Annotated in this window: 18 protein-coding genes and 2 pseudogenes; 13 read left to right on the top strand and 7 right to left on the bottom strand. The window is 72.1% G+C overall.

Annotated features, from left to right (window positions below):
- Nucleotides 1–201, top strand: a 201-nt coding sequence (locus OO62_RS04155; RefSeq protein WP_033265815.1) for an alpha/beta fold hydrolase, incomplete at its 5' end; no start/stop codon positions are given.
- 39 nt (nucleotides 202–240) lie between these two features.
- On the opposite strand, the gene OO62_RS04160 is transcribed toward OO62_RS04155, so the two are convergent.
- The 4 genes from OO62_RS04160 to OO62_RS04175 form a co-directional block, all read right to left on the bottom strand.
- The gene (locus OO62_RS04160; protein WP_051732657.1) at nucleotides 241–999 is read right to left on the bottom strand and encodes a nucleoside/nucleotide kinase family protein; all 759 of its coding nucleotides are present in this window, start codon (nucleotides 997–999) and stop codon (nucleotides 241–243) included.
- Nucleotides 1,000–1,069: 70 nt separating this feature from the next.
- A complete protein-coding gene (locus tag OO62_RS04165; protein ID WP_033265816.1) occupies nucleotides 1,070–1,900 on the bottom strand; it encodes an MOSC domain-containing protein in 831 nt (276 codons plus the stop codon).
- Between the two features lie 86 nt (nucleotides 1,901–1,986).
- The gene (locus tag OO62_RS04170; RefSeq protein ID WP_272868185.1) at nucleotides 1,987–2,574 is read right to left on the bottom strand and encodes a response regulator transcription factor; all 588 of its coding nucleotides are present in this window, start codon (nucleotides 2,572–2,574) and stop codon (nucleotides 1,987–1,989) included.
- 533 nt (nucleotides 2,575–3,107) lie between these two features.
- Nucleotides 3,108–3,941, bottom strand: coding sequence for an EamA family transporter (locus OO62_RS04175; protein ID WP_078617007.1), 834 nt, complete (start codon nucleotides 3,939–3,941; stop codon nucleotides 3,108–3,110).
- Between the two features lie 386 nt (nucleotides 3,942–4,327).
- Between OO62_RS04175 and OO62_RS04180 the strand changes: the two genes are divergently transcribed.
- On the top strand, nucleotides 4,328–4,807 hold the full coding sequence (locus OO62_RS04180; RefSeq protein WP_033265817.1) for an SAM-dependent methyltransferase: 480 nt from the start codon (nucleotides 4,328–4,330) through the stop codon (nucleotides 4,805–4,807).
- A 21-nt stretch (nucleotides 4,808–4,828) separates the two neighbouring features.
- Here the strand turns inward: OO62_RS04180 and OO62_RS04185 are convergent, their stop codons facing one another.
- On the bottom strand, nucleotides 4,829–5,785 hold the full coding sequence (locus tag OO62_RS04185) for an alpha/beta fold hydrolase (RefSeq protein ID WP_033265818.1): 957 nt from the start codon (nucleotides 5,783–5,785) through the stop codon (nucleotides 4,829–4,831).
- A gap of 150 nt (nucleotides 5,786–5,935) precedes the next feature.
- Between OO62_RS04185 and OO62_RS04190 the strand changes: the two genes are divergently transcribed.
- Both OO62_RS04190 and OO62_RS04195 read left to right on the top strand, forming a co-directional pair.
- A complete protein-coding gene (locus OO62_RS04190) occupies nucleotides 5,936–6,535 on the top strand; it encodes a TetR/AcrR family transcriptional regulator (protein WP_033265819.1) in 600 nt (199 codons plus the stop codon).
- Nucleotides 6,536–6,672: 137 nt separating this feature from the next.
- A complete protein-coding gene (locus tag OO62_RS04195; protein ID WP_078617008.1) occupies nucleotides 6,673–7,233 on the top strand; it encodes a DinB family protein in 561 nt (186 codons plus the stop codon).
- A gap of 141 nt (nucleotides 7,234–7,374) precedes the next feature.
- Here OO62_RS04195 and OO62_RS04200 read toward each other — a convergent pair whose 3' ends face one another.
- On the bottom strand, nucleotides 7,375–8,322 hold the full coding sequence (locus OO62_RS04200) for a GlxA family transcriptional regulator (RefSeq protein WP_033265821.1): 948 nt from the start codon (nucleotides 8,320–8,322) through the stop codon (nucleotides 7,375–7,377).
- A gap of 188 nt (nucleotides 8,323–8,510) precedes the next feature.
- Between OO62_RS04200 and OO62_RS04205 the strand changes: the two genes are divergently transcribed.
- The 4 genes from OO62_RS04205 to OO62_RS04220 are packed head-to-tail and all read left to right on the top strand — an operon-like array spanning nucleotide 8,511 to nucleotide 10,560.
- On the top strand, nucleotides 8,511–9,191 hold the full coding sequence (locus OO62_RS04205) for a DJ-1/PfpI family protein (protein ID WP_033265822.1): 681 nt from the start codon (nucleotides 8,511–8,513) through the stop codon (nucleotides 9,189–9,191).
- Nucleotides 9,188–9,664 carry a DUF2269 family protein gene (locus OO62_RS04210; protein WP_033265823.1) on the top strand — a complete coding sequence of 159 codons (477 nt, stop codon included), beginning with the start codon at nucleotides 9,188–9,190 and terminating at the stop codon, nucleotides 9,662–9,664. The genes OO62_RS04205 and OO62_RS04210 overlap by 4 nt, the downstream gene beginning before the upstream one ends.
- Nucleotides 9,665–9,667: 3 nt before the next feature.
- The gene (locus tag OO62_RS04215; RefSeq protein ID WP_051732659.1) at nucleotides 9,668–9,985 is read left to right on the top strand and encodes a hypothetical protein; all 318 of its coding nucleotides are present in this window, start codon (nucleotides 9,668–9,670) and stop codon (nucleotides 9,983–9,985) included.
- Complete coding sequence (locus tag OO62_RS04220; protein WP_033265824.1) at nucleotides 9,982–10,560, top strand: DUF3159 domain-containing protein; 579 nt, start codon at nucleotides 9,982–9,984, stop codon at nucleotides 10,558–10,560. Before OO62_RS04215 ends, OO62_RS04220 begins: the two co-directional genes overlap by 4 nt.
- A gap of 104 nt (nucleotides 10,561–10,664) precedes the next feature.
- On the opposite strand, the pseudogene OO62_RS37605 reads toward OO62_RS04220, so the two are convergent.
- Nucleotides 10,665–11,274, bottom strand: a pseudogene (locus OO62_RS37605) (transposase); the annotation flags it as partial.
- A gap of 216 nt (nucleotides 11,275–11,490) precedes the next feature.
- Here OO62_RS37605 and OO62_RS04225 point away from each other — a divergent pair.
- The 5 genes and pseudogenes from OO62_RS04225 to mgtA all read left to right on the top strand — a co-directional run.
- Nucleotides 11,491–12,567: pseudogene (locus OO62_RS04225) on the top strand (extracellular catalytic domain type 1 short-chain-length polyhydroxyalkanoate depolymerase); the annotation flags it as partial.
- Between the two features lie 66 nt (nucleotides 12,568–12,633).
- Nucleotides 12,634–14,082: a 3-hydroxybutyrate oligomer hydrolase family protein gene (locus OO62_RS04230; protein ID WP_033265825.1), complete on the top strand. Its 1,449-nt coding sequence runs from the start codon at nucleotides 12,634–12,636 to the stop codon at nucleotides 14,080–14,082.
- Between the two features lie 297 nt (nucleotides 14,083–14,379).
- Nucleotides 14,380–15,594 carry a beta-ketoacyl-[acyl-carrier-protein] synthase family protein gene (locus tag OO62_RS04235; protein ID WP_033265826.1) on the top strand — a complete coding sequence of 405 codons (1,215 nt, stop codon included), beginning with the start codon at nucleotides 14,380–14,382 and terminating at the stop codon, nucleotides 15,592–15,594.
- Between the two features lie 451 nt (nucleotides 15,595–16,045).
- Nucleotides 16,046–16,339 (top strand): ArsR/SmtB family transcription factor, encoded by a 294-nt coding sequence (locus OO62_RS04240; protein ID WP_078617022.1) that lies wholly within the window; start codon nucleotides 16,046–16,048, stop codon nucleotides 16,337–16,339.
- A complete protein-coding gene (mgtA, locus tag OO62_RS04245) occupies nucleotides 16,248–19,010 on the top strand; it encodes a magnesium-translocating P-type ATPase (protein WP_078617009.1) in 2,763 nt (920 codons plus the stop codon). The genes OO62_RS04240 and mgtA overlap by 92 nt, the downstream gene beginning before the upstream one ends.
- The last annotated feature ends 118 nt before the right edge of the window (nucleotides 19,011–19,128 follow it).

Raw genomic sequence — 19,128 nt, forward strand, 5'->3', positions numbered from 1 at the left:
GCCCTCCAGGTGCCGACACTGATCCTCCACGGCGACGCCGACGCCTCCGCCCCCCTCCACCTCACCGGACGCCGCCTGGCACAACTCGTACCCGACAACGTCTACAAGGAATACCCCGGAGCGGGACACGGCATCTTCCTCACCCACACCGAGCAACTCAACCAGGACCTGCACGACTTCATCGAGGGCTCATCGTCCTGAAGGTGCTCTTGGCTGCGGGCCGTCGCACCCTCACCGAGGTCACGTCGTGCGGGTGGGGTGGCCCGTGCCGGTGTGCTCGCCGTCGATCCGGCGCAGCACGGGGTGATCGAGGTCGTCGTTGCCGACGACGATCGTCGCGTGCGCGGCCGGGTCGACCTCGGCCAGGTAGCGCCGGCAGGCGGCGTGGTAGCGATGGTCGAAGGCGTGCTCGGCCGCTGCGGTGCTGCCGAACAGCTGGGAGTCGCGGCGGGTGCCGCGGCGGCGGGCGACGGGGAAGCTGGTGTCGGCGAACACGACCTCGTCCCACAGTCCGGCCAGTTCGTGCCGCTGCAGGAAGCTGCCGTCGACCACCAGGACCGCGTCGGCGGGGGCGGTGACCGGCGGCTCGTCGATCGCCTGGTCGCTTGCCAGGTCGATGATGCGGCTGCGGTAGCGGTGATCGCCGCCGGGTCCGAGGGGGACGAGGACGGACCGCGCGAACGCGGGGAAGTCGTAGGCGTCCTGGTAGTAACCGAGCGCGGAGTCGCGGCCTTGCCGGTGACGGTGGGCGCGCGGGTGGTGGAAGCCGTCCATGGACAGGTGGATCGCCGCTCGGCCCCGCTCGCCCACCGCCGTGGCGAGGGCGCGGGCGAGGGTGGTCTTTCCAGCGGCGGTGATGCCGTCCACCGCAACCCGCAACGGGTGCCCTGGCCGCCGGCCGGCAATATGGTCGGCGATGCGACCGATGACCCGGTCCCGGGTGGGTCGGCCGCCGTGGTCGTGGTACCGGCTCGGCTCGTTGTCGATCAGTTCTGCCATGGGGCGGATCCTAGTGACCTCGCTGCTGCCCGCCTCGCTTTCGCTCTGCCCCGGCGCACGCTCGGCTCGGTCAACAGGGCCCGGCAGCCGCCCATTCCGTGACGGTGAACTCATCGCCCACCGTCAGCTTCCCGGTCCGCACGACGGAGAACTTCGAGCCGAAGGCCACACCGCCCTCGGGCACCCGTCGATAGGAGGCGAGTGTCCGCAGTGGCTCCGGCCCGGCCTTGGCACCGGTCTCCTGGTCGACCATGGTGACGGCGCAGCGAATGGCGAGCTTGGCGAACCCCAGCTCGGCGCCGCCCACCTCGGCCCGGTGCACCCGGTCCTCCGTGAGCGGCTCCTGCCACCCGTCCAGCACGATGTTCGGCCGGAACCGGGACATCGGCAACGGCGGTTTCCCCGCTGCTGCCAGCCGCTCGTTGAGGTCGTTGAAGGTGGCCAGGGAAATGATGTGCAGCGGGCTGCTGTCGGCGTAACCCGAGGTGCCCGGGATGCGGCCGTCGGCCACCCGGTCGTGCTCCGGCGGTACGCGCACCAGTCGGCAGTCCGTGCCGAGTACCTCGGACAGCCAGCCGGCTGCCGCCTCGCCCTGGTCGATGCCGCGGAACGGTGCGCCGAAGAGGTCGACGTCCCTCCGGGACGAGGTGGTGTCCACCTCGATGCGCAAGGATTCAACGCCCCTGTGATGCAACGCGAGTTGGCCGCCGTCGGAGCTGACCTCGGGCCGGATCACCGCCAGCAGCGGATCTCTGCGCTGGGTGCGGTACACGCCCTGATTGTTGACGACCATGAAGCTGCGGTCGTGCGGGAGTCCTGCCGGAGTGAGGCCGGCCTCCGCCAGCGGGACCCCTGCGCACCCCTTGATGGGGTAGGTGATCAGTTCGGAAACTGTAGGCATGTGAGCACCTTATGGACGCCTCGCCACCCGCATGACGCGCTTTCGTCACTTGCCGGCGGAGCACTCGGCACTGTTTGAGACAGACCCTAGACCCAGCCGGCACCCTGCGAGATGCGTATGGCGTCGACCCGGTTGCGGGCGCCGGTCTTACGGTTGATCGCCGCCATGTAGTTGCGCACTGTCCCCGTGCTCAGATGCAGTTCATGGGCTATCTCGGGTACGGACGCCCCGCCCGCGGCGAGTTGCAGCACGTTCAACTCGCGTGGCGTGAGCGGCATATCGGCGGCCTGGAGGAAGTCCAGGGTCAGCGTGTGGTCGACGTAGCGCTGACCGGCCGCGACCAGGTTTATGGCGTGTCGTAATCGGGCCGGCGGCGCGTCCTTGTCGACGAATCCACGGGCCTTGGCGGCGACGGCCCGCCGGAGCGTGCCGGGCCGGCAGGCGCTCGCCAGGACGAGCAGGCCGCAGTCGGGCCCGCCTGGAGGGCTGGTGTCCTGCATCGGTCCCGCCACATCGCCGTCCACCACACACACCTGGGGCCGGAAGGAACGCGCTTTCCCATGGGCGCTCCGCCAGCAGGCCGCGACCGCGTCGATCTGCTCCTCGTCACGCAGAAGCGCGGCCAGCGCCGATCGCATCAGCCGCGTCTCATGGACCACCAGGACCCGGATCACACTCGCCCCTTCAAGTCGGCCATGCGGTTTGCACTGCTGAATTGTCATCGTCCGCATTCCCGCCAGTCGAACCTTCACCGGAATTGACTGGAAAACACGCCCCCTTGTCACACTGACATTGCGTCCATTGCGGTGGCGTATGACAGGAGCCCACAACTCGTCGCACATCCGGCGGTCACCGGCCGGCGCGTCAGCTGCCGCCCTTGGCGCCCTACCACGTGCGCGACGTCGCACCCCACCGGTCTCCCCCGCCCCGCGGCCTACTTCGCGGTAGCGAAGTCGTAGGAACCTCACACACGGCGGGCCACTGTTTCCGGAAGCCGCGCGGCGCCAGGGACAACGACTTCCCGCCATCATCAACGTGGCCACTTACCACGCCCGTTCGCCGACTGGGCAATCCGGCGGTGCTGCCGTGACGGCTGTGCCCGATGAGAAGCGGGCGGCACACGCGGTACGTGGTGCGAAAGTCCAGCCCAGGAGGGCGGTCCACCCGGCACGGCCGCCATGCCCGGCGGCGGCCCGCACAGGCTTCCCTACGCTGCCGACCGCTCGTCACCGTTCGCTTCCGAACCGGCTCCCGGGGTGCGGACGGCGCCGACGGCGGCGAGGGCCACCGCGAGCACTCCCGCCCACTGCGGCGCGGCGAGGTGCTGCCCGAGGAGGAGCAGGCCGACGAGGGCGCCGACGGCGGGTTCGAGGCTGGTCAGGACGCCGAAGACGCGGGGCGGCAGACGGCGGAGGGCTTCGAGGTGGCAGGTGTAGGGCAGCACGCTGGAGAGGACGGCGACGACGACGGCCGGCGCGAGCGTGCCGGGGTCCAGCAGCCGGGCCCCCGCCCGCGCGATCCCGTACGGGAGGCTCAGCAGGGCTCCCCAGGTGACGGCGAGGGCCAGGCCCCGCCCGTCGGGGACGCGTGCGGCGAGGCGCGCGCCGACCAGGATGTAGCCGCCCCAGCAACACCCCGCCAGGGTGGCGAAGCCCAACCCCACGGCGTCGAGCGGGATGCCGGAGTGGCTGAGCAGCACGACGCCGGCGGCGGCCAGACACGCCCACAGCAGATCGGCGGCCCGGCGTGAGCCGAACAGTGCGAGGGCGAACGGGCCGAGGAACTCCATCGTGGTGGCGGCACCCAGCGGTACGCGGTCGACCGCTTCGTAAAAGCTGAGGTGGTGGACGGCGAGCAGGGTCCCGGCGGTGGCCGCAATGCCGAGCGTGGGCCGGTCCCCGCGCAGCCCCGGCCGCCACAGCACGGTCAGGATGACGGCGGCGAGGCACAGGCGCAGGGTCACCACTCCGGCCGGACCGACGGCCGGGTAGAGGCGGGTGGCGAGCGCGGCCCCGCACTGGAGGCCGAGCACGCCTCCCATGACCAGCCCCGGGGCGGGCACCGCGCCCAGCCCCCGGCCGAGGGCGGCCGCCGCGTGCGCACGGCGCGTGGTGAGCTGACTGATGGGTGCCTCCTTCGCGACGTGGTGCAGCGTGGCACTGACGGAAACACCGCCACAACCCTCCGACGACCAACGAAATCCGCAGCCGTCAGGGCGATTTGACCTTGCGATCGGCGACCGGAGCCGCTCGGCCGAGGCCCGCGCGACCGACCGGGCACGGCCGTGGCGGGGCGGGCCTTTTGGCGGGAGTTCGCCCCCGGCGGCGAGGGGTCCGGCATGATCGCCCCGGTAGCGGTGTCCGCTCTCCGGTGCCGCCGCCCGGCCTGCGGGTACGTAGGGGTCCACCGTCACGAAAGGCGCAGCGCATGTCCGAGAACACCACGGATGAGGTGGTTCTCCGTCCGGTCGGCCGGGTGGTCGGCGGGCGGAGCGAGGTCCGGGACGACGACTGGGGGCCGGTGTCCGCCGTCATCCGGCTGGACGCGGCGCAGTTCGGGCCGGACGCCCTGGCCGGACTGAACGACTTCTCGCATCTGGAGGTCGTCTACCACTTCGACCGGGTGCCGGTGGAGAAGATGGAGACCGGTGCGCGTCATCCGCGCGGCAACACCGACTGGCCGCTCGTGGGGATCTTCGGCCAGCGCGGCAAGAACCGTCCCAACCGGCTCGGCGTCTCCCGCTGTCGCCTGCTGCGCACCGACGGACTCGACGTCCATGTGCAGGGCCTCGACGCGGTCGACGGCACTCCCGTGCTCGACATCAAGCCCTACATGGCGGAGTTCGGCCCGCTCGGCGCCACCAGCCAGCCCGACTGGGCCACCGCCCTCATGCGCCGCTACTACTGATCCGCACCTCCCGGACGGCCGTCAGGCCCTGCCCTGCCGGCCGTCCCGGTACGGAGCCAGGAACGCGGTCAGCGCGGACAGCACCGCGTCCGGGGCCTCCTCGGCGGGGTAGTGGCCGCAGTCCGGGAGGACCACGCTCGCCACGTCCTGCGCGGCGAGCCGCATCGTCGCGCCGACCGCGTCGCCCAGGTTCTCCGCTCCCGCGATCGTCAGGACGGGGAGGGTGAGCGGCCGGCCGGCGCGCTGCTGGTTCTGCGCGATGGTCGTGTCGAGGGCGCGGTAGAAGGCGAAACTGCAGCGCAGCGCCGCCGGGTCGGCGGCGAGGGTGTCGACGTAGTGCTGGACGGCGTGGTCGGGCAGGGCCTTCGCGGCTTTCGTGGCGAACTGGTGGCCGAAGTAGAGGTGCTCGCGGCCCCTGACCAACTGCTCGTTGACGTCGGTGAGGCGGTTGAAGGCGAAGTGCCAGAGGCTGTCGTTGGCCTGCTGTCCGCCGAAGAGCGGCGGTGAGGGGGACAGTCCCGGGATGGCGGCCTCGGCGACGGCCAGCCGGTCGAGCCGGTCCGGGTGGTCGGCGGCCAGGGCGTAGCCGGTCCACATCCCGACGTCGTGGCCGACCATGGCGAACCGCTGATGCCCGAGCGCGTCCATCAGCGCCACCATGTCGCCGGCGAGCGTGCCGGTGTCGTACCCGTCCGACGGTTTGTCGGAGAGCCCGACACCGCGCGGATCGACCGCGACGACCCGGAAGTCCCGGGCCAGCGCCGGCATCAGGAGGCGCCAGGCGTACCACGTCTGGGGCCAGCCGCCCAGGAGCAGCAGCGCGGGCCCTTCGCCGCCGGTGACGGCGTGCAGACGCAGCTCGCCGGTGTCGACGTAGCGGCTGGTGAAGGTGTCGGTGAACCCGGCCGGGAGGTGTGGCACCCGGGAGACGGAGCCGGGGCCTTCGGGCGCGGGCAGACGGAGGGGCGAGGAACTCATGGTGGTCACCTTTCGCCGGGCTCGACGGGGATGCGGGCTCCGGACCGCCACGCCAAGCCATCTTGGATCGATCGTTCAAACATAGCTGACCAATCGGTCCAAGATGCGGGTAGGGTCACAGGAGAGTCGGCGAACGGGAGGTGGCGCGGCATGTCGGGCCGGAAGCAGTTCGAGGTCGGTGCGGCCCTCGACCAGGCCATGCGGGTGTTCTGGCAGCGCGGGTACGCGGACGCCTCGCTCGACGCCCTGGGGTCCGCCACCGGCCTCGGCCGCGGCTCCCTCTACGGCACCTTCGGCAACAAGGACGCCCTGTTCCGCCAGTGCCTCGACCGCTACGCGGCGCTCTACGGCACCCGGTACGAGCAGGCACTCGCCGCCCACCCTGGTGATCCGGTTCGCGCGGTGCACGCGTTCTTCGACGTCACCCTGGCCCGTATCGCCGACCCGGAGGTCCCCACGGGGTGCCTCATCGCCCAGTCCGCCACGCAGTCGCCGACGCTGAAGGAGGAGAACAGCGCCCGGGTGCGCGGCCTGCTCGACGCCCAGCACCGGCGGGTACGCGAGGCGCTGACGGGCTCCCCCGCCGACCCCCAGGTGCTGGACGAGCTGGCCACCTACATCGTCGCCGTCAACCAGTCGCTGGCCGTACTGAGCCGTGCCGGCACACCGGATCCGGAGCTGCGCTCGGTGGCCCGGCTGGCCTGCACGACGGTGGCGGACACCCTCGCCCGGGCAGCATCCGGAAGCTGAAGCGGACGCCGTACCGCCCCGGCCCGCTGAAGGGCCTGGTCACCGAGAGCGCCGCCCCGCCCTGAGACCACCACGGCGTCCCCTCGATCCGAAAACTCGGTAGCGGACGCGGGCCGGCACGGACGACCATGCCACGCATGAATGACCAACCCGCGCGATGGAGCCAGGCAACCGTCTACCCCGACATGTGGACCGATCCTGCCGACGACCCCCGCGACAGCGAAGGCCCCGGCCCCGACGGCGAGCTGGCGACGCTTCAGGACTTCCTGACGAGCTACCGCCTCACCCTGCGGATGAAGTGCGAGGGCCTGGATGCGGAGCAACTGGCGCGCCGTTCGGTTCCGCCGTCGACGATGTCGCTGCTCGGCCTGGTGCGACACCTCGTCGAGGTGGAACGGGACTGGCGCAGCTGGATCAGCGAGGGTGACCCGGTGCCGAAGCTGTACGGCGCGCGCGACGCGGACTTCCACGGCGCGGTCGCCGAACAGGCCGTGGTGGACGCCGCGTTCGTCGATCTGGAGCGTGAGCAGGCCGCGACCGACGCCGCGCTGGCCGAGCACCCGGACCTGGGCAAACGCGTGGGGAAGGACAGGATCGCGGTCCGGGAGCTGATGGTGCACAGGGTCGAGGAGTACGCCCGCCACTGCGGGCACGCCGACCTGTTGCGCGAGTGCATCGACGGAAGGGTGGGCCAGTAACGAGGACCGGACTGACCCGCCTGCGCGGTGCGCTCGGCCACCATGATGGTCGGCGCGTGGGTGCTGGCCCGCGGGGTGGTCGGCACCACCGAGGCACCGAGTGGCCGTCGGTGCACCACCCCAGTGGGCGTGACCCGGGTTTCAGCAAGGACGGCGGAAGGTGGCCCGGTAGGTCTGCGGTGTCGTGCCGGTGACGCGCTTGAACCGTTCGCGGAAGGCGGTCGCGGATCCAAAACCGGCCTGCACGGCGATACGTTCGACGGGATGGTCGCTGTGCTCAAGTAGGTACTGGGCGTGTCGGACGCGTGCGCGGAGCAGCCACTGCAGTGGGGTCGTGCCGGTCTGTTCGCGGAAGCGGCGGCTGAAGGTGCGGGGGCTCATGGCGCAGCGGGCAGCCATGGCCTCCAGAGTGAGATCCTCGCCGAGGTGGTCCTGGATCCAGGCCAGTGTCGGTTCCAGAAGTGAGCCGCGAGGCAGCGGCGGGGGTTCGTGGACGATGTACTGGGCCTGGCCGCCCTCCCGTTCCAGGGGGGTGACGGCCAGTCGGGCCGCGTCCGCCGCGACGGCCGAGCCCAGGTCGCGGCGGACCAGGTGCAAGCACAGGTCCATGCCGGCGGAGGCCCCGGCGGAGGTGAGCAGTTGGCCGTTGTCCACGTAGAGCACGTCCGGGCGCACTTCGATTTTCGGGTACTGCCGGGTGAGTTGGTCGGCGGCGATCCAGTGAGTGGTCGCGGCCAGGCCGTCCAGCAGGCCGGTGGCGGCCAAGGTGAAGGCGCCGCCGCAGATCGAGGCGATGCGCGCGCCGTCGGCGGCGGCGTCACACAGTGCCTGGAGAGCCTCGGCCGGGGGCGGCCCCGCATGCTCCTCCCGGCCGGGCACGATGATCGTGTCGGCACCGGCGAGGCCGTCCAGCCCCCAGGGCACACGGATGGTGAACGTCTCGGTCGGCACCTCCGGTCGGGTTCCACAGACGCGCACCCGGTAGGGGCGACGCCCGTCCGGCAGGCGCACGCGTCCGAACACCTCGACCGGGATGGCCATGTCGAAGGCCACCGTCTGGTCCAGCGCAAGAATCGCCACGGTGTGCATCCACGCAGGCTACGCCCACTTCCCGCCGTAACACACGGTGCAGGTCCAGAAGTTCAGGGTCACGAAAGCCCTGGTCAGCGAAGTGGCGAGAACTCGTTGAGTTGTGTCATTCAAGCCCATGGTCGACGTCTGTCGTGCCGCCTAGCGTGAGCGCGGCAGTCAGGAACCGAGGGAAATGAGAGTCGCTGATGCTGGCACAGTTCGTCCTCTTCGATGGTTTCGACCCGTTGGATGTCATCGCTCCGTTCGAGGTCTTCAGCGCCGCCCGGGCCTTCACCGATCGGGTGACCGTCGAACTGGCCTGTGCGGAAGGAGCCAGGCAGGTGCCGAGCGGAATACCCGGCGTCGCGCTGACGGCCGCCGCTCTTCTGGCCCCGGATCGCGCGGACCTGGTCGTTGTGCCGGGCGCGGCCGGCAGGCTCCCCGGGCAGGGCGCGGACGACTCTGCTGAGGAACAGATTCCCGTGATCCTCGGCCGCGCGCTGACCACGGAGCTCCCGAAATTGCTGGCCGACGCGCTGGCCGCAGAGGGCACCACGGTGGCCACGGTCTGCGGCGGGTCGCTGGTGCTGTCGATGGCCGGGCTTGTGCACGGCCGCCACGCCACCACCCATCACCAGGGTCTGGACCTGCTGGCCGCGGGCGGTGTGCACGTCGCCCCGGGCCGGGTCGTCGACGACGGCGACCTGGTCACCGCCGGCGGCGTCACCTCTGGCCTCGATCTGGGCCTGTATCTGCTGGAACGGGAGGTCGGGCCGAAAGTCGCGCTCGCGGTGGAGCAGCTGTTCGCCCACGAGCGCCGCGGCGTCGTCTGGCGCGACCAGGGGTTTGAGCCGATGTCCCCCGCCGGCGCGGAGCAGCCGCGGTGACCAAGCTCCTGCTCATCCTGCATGTGCTCGCGGCGATCGTCGCCGTCGGCCCGGTGACCGTGGCGGGCAGCATGTTTCCCGCCGCGGCCCGCCGTGCCGCCGGCACGCCCGACCAGCCCGAGGCACTCGCCACGGTACGGGTGCTGCACCGCGTCTGCCGGGTCTACGCCGCCCTCGGCCTGGCCGTTCCCGTCCTCGGCTTCGCCACCGCGAGCGGGCTGCACGTCCTGGGCAGCCCCTGGCTGATCATGTCGATCGCGCTGACGGGTGCAGCCGCATTGGTGCTGGCGCTGCTGGTTCTGCCGGCCCAGGAACGCCTCCTCGCCCAGCTGGCCGGGTCCGCGGCCGGGACGGCGGCCGTCGAGCGCGCGCAGACCGCGCGCCTGGCCATGCTGACCGGCGCCTTCAACCTGCTCTGGGCGACGGTCACCGTCCTGATGATTCTCCGCCCCGGCTCCACCACGGGAGTGTGACCCATGACCGCCGACTCCGTACCCGTGCCACGGCTCGCACGCAGGCCGCTGCGCGCCTCAGCAACCATCGAACTGGTCAGCCTCGCCGTGTTGTTGGTCAACATCGCCACCGGGGACGCCCGGGAGATCGCCGCGCTGTTCGGGCCCGTGCACGGGGTCGCCTGGCTTTTCGGCGTCCTGGCCACCGGGCGCGATCCGCGGCGCAGCACCGGCGCCACGCTGCGCGCCGTCATCCCTGGCATCGGGGGCCTGCTCGCGCTCCGTGCCCTGGAGCGTGCCGACGCGCAGGCCGCTCCGGACACCGGATCGGGGGCACGATGAGAGCCCGCCTTGCCGGGCTCGCGGCTACGGCGGCGCCGACCCTGGCGTTCGTGGCGGCCTACGGTGCCGACGGGCTGCGGACCGCCCTCGTGGCGGCCACAGCGGCCGGTGTACTGGTCCTCGCGTGTGCTCTGGGGACCCGCCGGTACCTCCAGCATGCGGCGGTGGGCGCGCTGCTGGCGGTGACCTGCGCGGCCGTGGCGGCCGGTACCGGGCAGGCACGGGGCTTCTTCCTGCTGCCCATGCTGCTGCCCGCGGCATCCTCGGCGGCCTGCCTGCTGTCGGTGCTGGCAGGCCGTCCCCTGGCCGGCCTGGTGGCGAACCGGGTCGTGGGCGGCCCACCGCGCTGGCGGTCGCACCGGCCCCTGCACCGTTTCTATCGTTGGATGACGGTGTGCATCGGCCTGGTGTGCCTGGCGAGTCTGGCTGCGCAGGCCGCCCTCTACAGCCGTGCGGAGATCGCCTCGCTCGGTGTCCTCCACGTCGTCATGGGAGCGCTGTGGCCCGGGATCACCGCAGCCACGCTGGCGCTGTCGCGCATGGCCGTGGCCCGCCACCGCGCCTCGGCCGCCTGATACAGGTCCGGCATCCAGGGAATCGCAAGCGGTCCTGGCGCTGTACGCAGCGTGGACCCGCATATAGAGGAAACTTGCCAAAGTGTTACTGACGTTGTCGGCGTGATGAGGTGGCCGGGGTCGGTGAAGGCGGTGTTGACCTGGCTGCTACGTCTCAGCAGGGACCAGATGCCCTCGACGGGGTTGCGGTCCGGGGCGTAGGCCGGCAGGAAGTAACAGGTGATCCAGTCGCGGGTGTCGATGAACTGCCGTAATCGGCGGTCCTTGTGGACGTTCAGGTTGTCCCACACCAGCACGATGGGTGCGCCGAGCTGCTGGTGTGCGGCGATGAGCAGGTCGCGGTATTCGGTCCAGGTGAAACTGCGTCTGCCGCCGCGTTTGTGATCGAGATGCCGCTTGGGCCGGTAGATCAGCCGTGGGTGTTCACCGTGCTTGTAGCAGGCCAGAGCGGCTATGGAGAAGCGGCGCTGAGAGCGTCCCCGGACCCGGTTGACGGGTGTGTGTCCGCGCCGGGCCCAGATTTGGCGGTGGGCGGCGTCATCGAGAAGCCGGCTTCGTCTTCGAAACACAGCCAGGCGTCGAGCGCCGCCACGGACCTTCCACCTGCGGCCAGGTCTCCTTCACCCAGCCCGCCACGGCCTGCTCGTCACGCTCGATGGCCCGGCGGGCCGGGACCTGGTGGCTGAAGCCGTGCCGGTGCAGCATCCGCGCGATCAAAGGTCAGTAGCAGCCCCCGATCGCCCGCGCAACAGGTGAAGTGCACCTGGAGACACGGCAGTTGTGGCGCCGGATGCCATGTCTGGGCGGAGGGGTGACCTCCTAAGGTGACCGCACCACAGTGGTGCGCCGCCGCTCCCGGCCGTCGCGCACCGCCGCACGCACGGGGCCGACCGGTTCCGTGCCGCCGCCTCGGGAGGTCACCCGGTGCCACTGCCCACCCCACCACCGACACCGCCCACCCCACCGGTGCAGCCGGTCGCCCCGTCCGGCCCGGCCACGCGGCCGAGGCGCCGTGGCCTCGGGGCGCGGCTGTCCGCCGGCGCCTGCGCGGTTGCCGTCGCCGTGAGCACCCTGCTCGCCCCGACTCCCGCGGTGGGCCGGCCCGTTCGCGAGGCGGGCGTCGCCTTGGAGAGAGTCGGCAACTTCGGCTCGAATCCCGGCAATCTGACCATGTACGTCTACCGGCCGGCCCATCTCGCCCCACAGCCGGCGGTCGTGGTGGCCCTGCACGGCTGCACCCAGAGCGCCCAGGTCTACGCCGACAACTCGGGTCTGACGACACTGGCCGACCGGCACGGCTTCCTGGTGGTGTTCGCCGAGACGACCACCGCGAACAACCTCAACCGGTGCTTCAACTGGTTCCAGCCCCTGGACAACCAGCGGGGCCAGGGCGAGGCCGCGTCGATCCGGCAGATGGTCGCGCACGCCGACTCCGCCTACGGTGGGGACCCGTCCCGCACCTACGTCACCGGACTCTCGGCCGGCGGCGCGATGACCTCGGTGATGCTGGCCACGTATCCGGAGGTGTTCCAGGCAGGGGCGGTCATCGCCGGTCTCCCCTACAACTGCACCAAGGACACCGGGCCGTTCACCTGCATGAGCCCCGGCGTGGACCGCACCCCGGCGGACTGGGCCAAGCGGGTCCGTGACGCCTTCCCCTCCTATACGGGCCCGTGGCCGCGGGTGGCCGTCTGGCACGGGGACCAGGACCCCACCGTTGCGCCGAGGAACGCCGATGAGCTCCGGGACCAGTGGACCGCGGTGCACGGGCTGGACCAGACACCCGACCGCACCTCCACCATCGGCCCGGACCGCACCCGCAGGGAGGAGTACCTGGCCGGGGACGGGAGCGTGACCGTGCAGGTGAACAAGGTGCCGGGAATCGGCCACGGCACCCCGGTCGATCCGGGGACCGGGCCCGAGCAGTGCGGCCGGACCGGCACCGCCCACTTCATCCAGTCGATCTGCTCCAGCTACTGGATCACCGACTTCTTCGGCCTCGGCGGCCCGTCCGCCCGCTCCGGACGCTGACCGGCCGGCTCCCGCCCCGCCCCCCTTCCACGGAGGTACCGGATGCCCCTCGGCACCCCACCCGGCGGGCCGGCCGCGCGCTCCCGCCGGCCGTGCCCGCGCCCGACGGCCCTGGGCACCGCCCTCGGGGCCGCGGCGCTCCTCGCCCTCACCGCTCCCCCGGCCGACGCCTCGCCGGAGCATTCCCCGCGGCCGTCGCACTGCGCCCCGGCGGCCCGGCTGCACGTACCGGGCGCGGCCCGTCAACAGCTCGCCTGTCTGGCCGAGTTGACCACCGCGGGCACCGTCACGTCAGGGCACACCGACCCGGCGGACTGGGCCGGGCTGACCCCGGCGGGCCTGCCGACGCCCCGGGGCGTGCCGGGCGTCCAGATCGACGGCTACTTTCCCGATACGTCGGCCACGAACACCCACCACGGCTGGCAGCACGACGCCCAGTTCGTCATCCGTCTGCCCGACCACTGGAACGGCGGCCTGGTGATCTCCGGCTCTCCCGGGACGCGCAGGCAGTACGCCAACGACCGTGCGATCGGTGACTGGGTGCTCGCCCGCGGCTACGCGTTCGCCGCCACCGACAAGGGCAACACCGGCACGGACTTCTACCGCGACGGTGCGGCCCCCGGTGACGCCCTCGCGGAATGGAACCAGCGGGTCACCCAACTCACCCGCGCCGCCCGCACGGTGGCCACCCAGCGGTACCGGCGCCCACCGGCCCGCACCCTGGTCACCGGCCTGTCCAACGGCGGCTACCTCGTACGGTGGCAGCTGGAGAACCACCCCGAGCTCTACGACGGCGGCGTGGACTGGGAGGGCACCCTGTGGCGACCGCAGGGCCCGAACCTGCTCACCTTCCTGCCGCCCGCGCTGCGCGCCTATCCCGCGTACGCGAAGGGCGGCGCGGACGCCGGGCGGGCCCACGCGGCGCTGCTCGCCGCGGGATTCCCGGCCGGCTCCGAGTTCCTGTGGCCCTTCCACCACCGGAACTACTGGGACGTCACCCAGCGCACCTACCGCGAGGAACTGGATCCCGGCTTCGACGGCGCCACGCAGGCCGGCACCCCGTTCTGCGCCTCGGGCACCCCCGCGTGCGACGCCGACTACGACTACGCCGCCCGCCCGGAACCGGTCCGCGCCGCCGTCTCGAAGATCGCCCTCACCGGGCGCATCGGCAAGCCGCTGATCACCCTGCACGGCACCCTGGACGTCCTGCTGCCCATCAGCCGGGATTCCGACGTCTACGCGCGGATGGTGCACGACGCCGGGCGGGACGCCCTGTACCGCTACTACCGCATCGAAGGGGGCACGCACGTCGACGCGCTCTTCGACACGTTCCCCGACCGGCTGCGCCCCCTCACCCCGTGCCACCGGTCGGCCTTCACGGCCCTGGAGAACTGGCTGAACCACCGTCACCTGCCGCCCCCCGACCACACCGTGCCCCTCCCCAGGGCAACCGACGCCGCAACCTTGATCAACCACTGCCCGCTGTCCTGACCGAGGCCGCCAACTGGCCCCGCGGGCCGTCGGATGTCAGGCCCCCCCGGCCCAGCCGCGGACGTGCCCGACGCACCCCCTTGTGGATCCCCCATGCCCCGGTGAAGCCCGGCAGGTGACCCCCATCAACGTCTGCGACCTCACCCACGAGTCAACCTCGTCAATTGTCGGAACAATACAATCTCGCGCCTTCGAATCGATCGCCCCTCACCCTGACTTCCCTTCCGAACATTGACATGATCCCCATGAGGGCAAGTCAGCCACTATGTAGCATCTGAACAACTCAAGGAGGCTCGTGTGACCCGTAACGGTCATGCGCTGGTGACGGGCGTCGGTGCGATGACGCCACTGGGCGCCGATGCGCCGTCGACGTGGTCGGGGCTGCTGGACGGTAAGTCGGGGGTGCGTTTCCTGGAGGAGGAGTGGGCTGCGGACCTGCCCGTGCACGTCGCGGCCGGGCTCACGGTGGACCCTGCCTCCCTGCTTCCGAGGGCCGAGGCCAGGAAGCTGGACCGCGGTGAGCAGGTCGCCATCCTCAGTGCGCGCGAAGCTTGGCAGGACGCCGGTGCTCCACAGGTCGAGCCGGAACGATTCGCCGTCGTCATTGGCACAGGGACCGGTGGGGTCCTCAGCACGCTGGGGCAGGACGACGTCTTCGAACGCGCCGGGATCCGCCGGCTGTCACCGTTCGCGGTACCCATGCTGATGCCCAACGGGCCAGCTGCTTGGGTGAGCATGGACCTGGGCGCGAAGGGAGGCGCCAGGACTCCGGTGAGTGCCTGTGCGTCCGGAGCAGAAGCCCTCGCCCTGGGGCAGGATCTGATCCGCAGCGGGCGGGCGGACGTGGTCGTCGCCGGTGGGGTGGAGGCATGCCTGCACCCCTTCACCATCGCGGCATTCGCCCAGATGAAGGCCCTGTCGACACAATCCGTGGACCCGGAGACCGTGTCCCGCCCGTTCGACGTCAAGCGGTCCGGGTTCGTGATGGGCGAGGGCGCGGGGATGATGGTCCTCGAACGCGCCGAGTTCGCCCGGGCCCGTGGAGCACGCGCCTACGGCACGCTGGCAGGCAGTTCCGTGAGTTCGAGCGCGAACCACATCACGGCCTCCGACGCGGAAGGCCAGGTCGTCGCCATGGAACTGGCGCTGCGCGACGCCGGCCTGGCCCCGGCGGACATCGGGGTCGTGCACGCCCACGCCACCTCGACGGAGTCCGGTGACCTGGCGGAGGCCGAGGCGATCGGCCGGGTGATCGGCAGCCACGCTGCAATAACGGCGACCAAGTCGATGACAGGTCACATGATGGGCGCGTCCGGAACGGTTGGCGCCATGACCGCTCTCCTCGCGCTCAAGGACGGCACGGTGCCGGCCACGCGCAACCTTGATGACCTCGACCCGCGCGTGGAACTGGACGTGGTACGCGGTGAGCCGCGCACCGGTCAGTGGTCTGCTGCGCTGGCCAACTCGTTCGGGTTCGGCGGACACAACGTCAGCCTCGTCCTCACCAAGTGACGACGAGACCTTGACCGCCACGCTGGGCGGCACGGGCCCCTCAGGCCCGGCTGCCGCCCACTCGTGATGTCGTCTCGTCGCCCATACCGACCTGACCATCAGGCAGGCCGGTCACGGCATCACGAGTTCAACCTCAGGAGGAGCCTGCCTCGCGCCCCGCACCGGCCTCGGCACCCGGGTGCGGCTCCTGCGATGCGGCTGCGCGTGGCAGGCGGGCGCCCCGAAAGGAGCGCGGGCGGACCGGCATGACCGGGCTCGGCAGCCATCGCGCGGGCCTCTCTGGGGGCGTGGCCGGGAAGCTGCGGAGGGCCGGGGGGCCGGCACCTACACTGGGCGGTTCGGGGACGGGGAGGCACGTCCCAGGTGGACGGAGAGCGCAGTGGTGAAGAGCGTCGAGGACCAGGGCGGCACGGCGGACCCGTCCGCCGAGGTGCTGACCGAGGCGGCCGCGATGTTCGGACTGCTGGCCTCGCCCCCGCGGCTGCACATCGTCTGGGCGCTGGCGCAAGGGGAGAGCGATGTGAGCGGGCTCGCGGAGCGGGTCGGCGGGGCGCTGCCCGCGGTGAGCCAGCACCTGTCGAAGCTGAAGCTCGCCGGCCTGGTGCGCTCGCGGCGGGAGGGCCGCCGGGTGGTGTACCTCGTCGACGATCCCGATGTGGTGGCGGTGGTACGGCTGCTGGTCGTCCAGCTGGCCGCCCGCTCCGGACAGCCGGCACCGGTCCGCCTCCGGGACGTCGGTGCCTGAGACCACCGCGGCCCCCACGACCGGCCGTAGACCCCCGCACTCCCAGGGCGTACGGCCGGGTCGCGGCCTGCCGCCGTTCACCGACGCCGGGGAACCGGCCGCGCTGACCACGCTGCAGGTGCTGCGGCTGCTGGACAGCGGCCCGCGCGGGCTGACCGAGGAACAGGCCGAGGAGCGCCTGCTGCGGTACGGCGAGAACGTGGTCCCCGCCCGGCGGCCGCCCTCCTGGCCGCGGCGTTTCCTGGGCAGCCTCCGGGACCCGTTCACCGCCGTCCTGCTGTGCCTCGGGGTCGTTTCGGCGGCCGTGGCCTCCTGGGGCACCGCCTGCGTGATCATGGTGCTCGTGGTGGTCAGCTGCGCCCTGCGGTCGGGGGGCGAGCACCAGGCCGGCCGCTCCATGGCCGCCCTGCGCGAACTGGTCCCCACCACGGCGTCCGTACAGCGGCGGCCGGCGGACGACGCCCCGCCGCGGGTACGGGAGATCCCCGTCGACCAGCTCGTCGTCGGAGACGTGGTGCGCCTGGGGCCCGGGGATCTGGTCCCGGCCGATGTGCGGCTGCTCCGCGCGAGCGGGCTGACCGTGCATCAGGCCGCGCTCACCGGCGAGTCCGTCCCCGTCCCGAAGGACGCCCTCGACGCACCGGCCGGCGGGGGCGCGGAGCCGCCCGAGCCGCCGCACCTGTGCTTCCAGGGCAGCAGCGTGGCCTCCGGGAGCGGCACCGCGCTGGTGATCGCCACCGGCCCGGACACCCGGTTCGCCGCCGCCTACGGAGGTCCGGCGCGGCGACGCGGTGAGACCGCGTTCGACCGCTCGGTCCACGGCATCGCCTGGACCCTGATCCGCTTCATGCTGCTCACCCCGCCGCTGGTGCTGATGGCCAATGCCGCGCTGCGCGGGCGGGGGCTGGAGACCCTGCCGTTCGCCGTCGCCGTGGCGGTGGGGCTGACGCCCGAGATGCTGCCGGTGATCGTGACCGCGGCGCTCGCCCGGGGAGCCTCCGCGCTCGCCCGCACCAGTGGCGTGATCGTCAAACGGCTGCCCGCGCTGCACGACCTCGGGGCGATCGACGTCCTGTGTCTGGACAAGACCGGCACCCTCACCCAGGACCGTCCGGTCGTGGAACGCGTCCTGGACGCGCGCGGCGACGAGGACCCGGACGTGCTGGAGTGGGCGGCGGTCAACAGCTTCTGGACCGTGGAACTCGCCGAGCTGCCCGTCCCCGACACCCTCGACGAAGCGATCCTCGACGCCGCCGGGGAACACGGCGCCGACCCCTTTGCGTACGACGGGATCGCCGCGCTGCCGTTCGATCCGTCGCACCGGCTCGCCACGGCCGTCGTCCGCCGGCCGGGCCGGCACGGCACGCACACGCTCGTGGTGAAGGGCGCGGTCGAGGACGTTCTCGACCGGTGCGGGGCGGTGGCCGTCGACGGCGCGGACGCCGCACTGGACGCGGCGCGCCGCGAGCGGCTGCTCGGCCTCGCCGCCGAGGAGGCCGCCGGCGGTCTGCGGCTGCTCGCCGTCGCGCGCGCCGAACGCCCGGGCCGCCCCGGCCCGTACAGCGACAAGGACCTGCGCGGGCTGACCTTCCTCGGCTTCGTCGCGCTCCGCGACGCGCTCGCCCCCACCGCCACCGACGCGCTGGAGGACCTCGCCCGGCGCGGGGTGGCGGTGAAGATCCTCACCGGCGACCACCCCGGAACCGCCGCCCGCGCCTGTCGTGATCTCGGCCTCGACCCCGGGGAGGTGCTCACCGCCGGCCGGCTCGGCGACCTCAGCGGGCCGCCGCTCGCCGAAGCGGTCGCCCGGGCCACGGTCGTGGCGCGCTGCACGGCCCAGGACAAGGCCCGGATCGTCACCGCCCTGCGGGCCGGCGGCCGGATCACCGGGTTCCTCGGGGACGGCGTCAACGACCTGCCCGCGCTGCGCGCGGCCGATGTCGGCATCTGTCCGCGCGGGGCGGTGACGGTGGCGCGCGAGGGCGCGGACGTGGTGCTCGCCGAGAAGGACCTCACCGCGATCGACCGGGCGATCACCGCCGGCCGCAGGAGCAGCAGCACCATCGCCGGCTATCTGCGCATCACCCTGTCGTCCAACCTCGGCAACGTCATCGCGATGCTCGCCGCCGGGCTGCTGCTGCCGTTCCTGCCCATGCTGCCCGCGCAGGTACTGGTGCAGAACCTCTGCTTCGACGCGGCCCAGCTCGCGTTCGCCTTCGACCGCCCCGGGCCCGCCGCGGAACGCAAGCCCGCGGTGCTGCGACCGCGTACGTTCCTCCGCTTCATCACCGCCTTCGGGCTGCTCAACGCCGCCGCCGACATCGCCACCTTCGGCGTGCTCGCCTTCGCCTCGCACACGACGGCGCACGCCGGCGATCCGGTCGTGTTCCACGCGGGGTGGTTCACCGAGAACCTGCTGACCCAGGCCATGGTGATGCTGCTGCTGCGGACCGGCCGGCACGCCGCCGAAGGCCGCGCCCCCGGACCGGTCCACCTCGCTGCCGCGGCCCTCGCCGTGATCGGCATACTGCTGCCGCTCTCCCCCCTCGGCCCACCGCTGGACATGTCCGCCCCACCGCCGCTGTATTACGCCCTCCTCGCGGCCGTACTCACCCTCTACGGCCTGGCCCTCTCCGCCACCTACAAGCGCCACCCGGCCCGCCGGACGTGAGCGTCCGGTCGTCCGGGAGGCCGTGGACAGCGACGGAGTGGCACTTCGCGGTGCACGGAGTGATCTCGACGCCCGTGACGTCGTGATCCCACCCCGGCCTTCGGCGTGCACGATCACC

The sequence above is a fragment of the Streptomyces lydicus genome, assembly GCF_000717345.1.
Classification (GTDB): Bacteria; Actinomycetota; Actinomycetes; order Streptomycetales; family Streptomycetaceae; genus Streptomyces; species Streptomyces lydicus.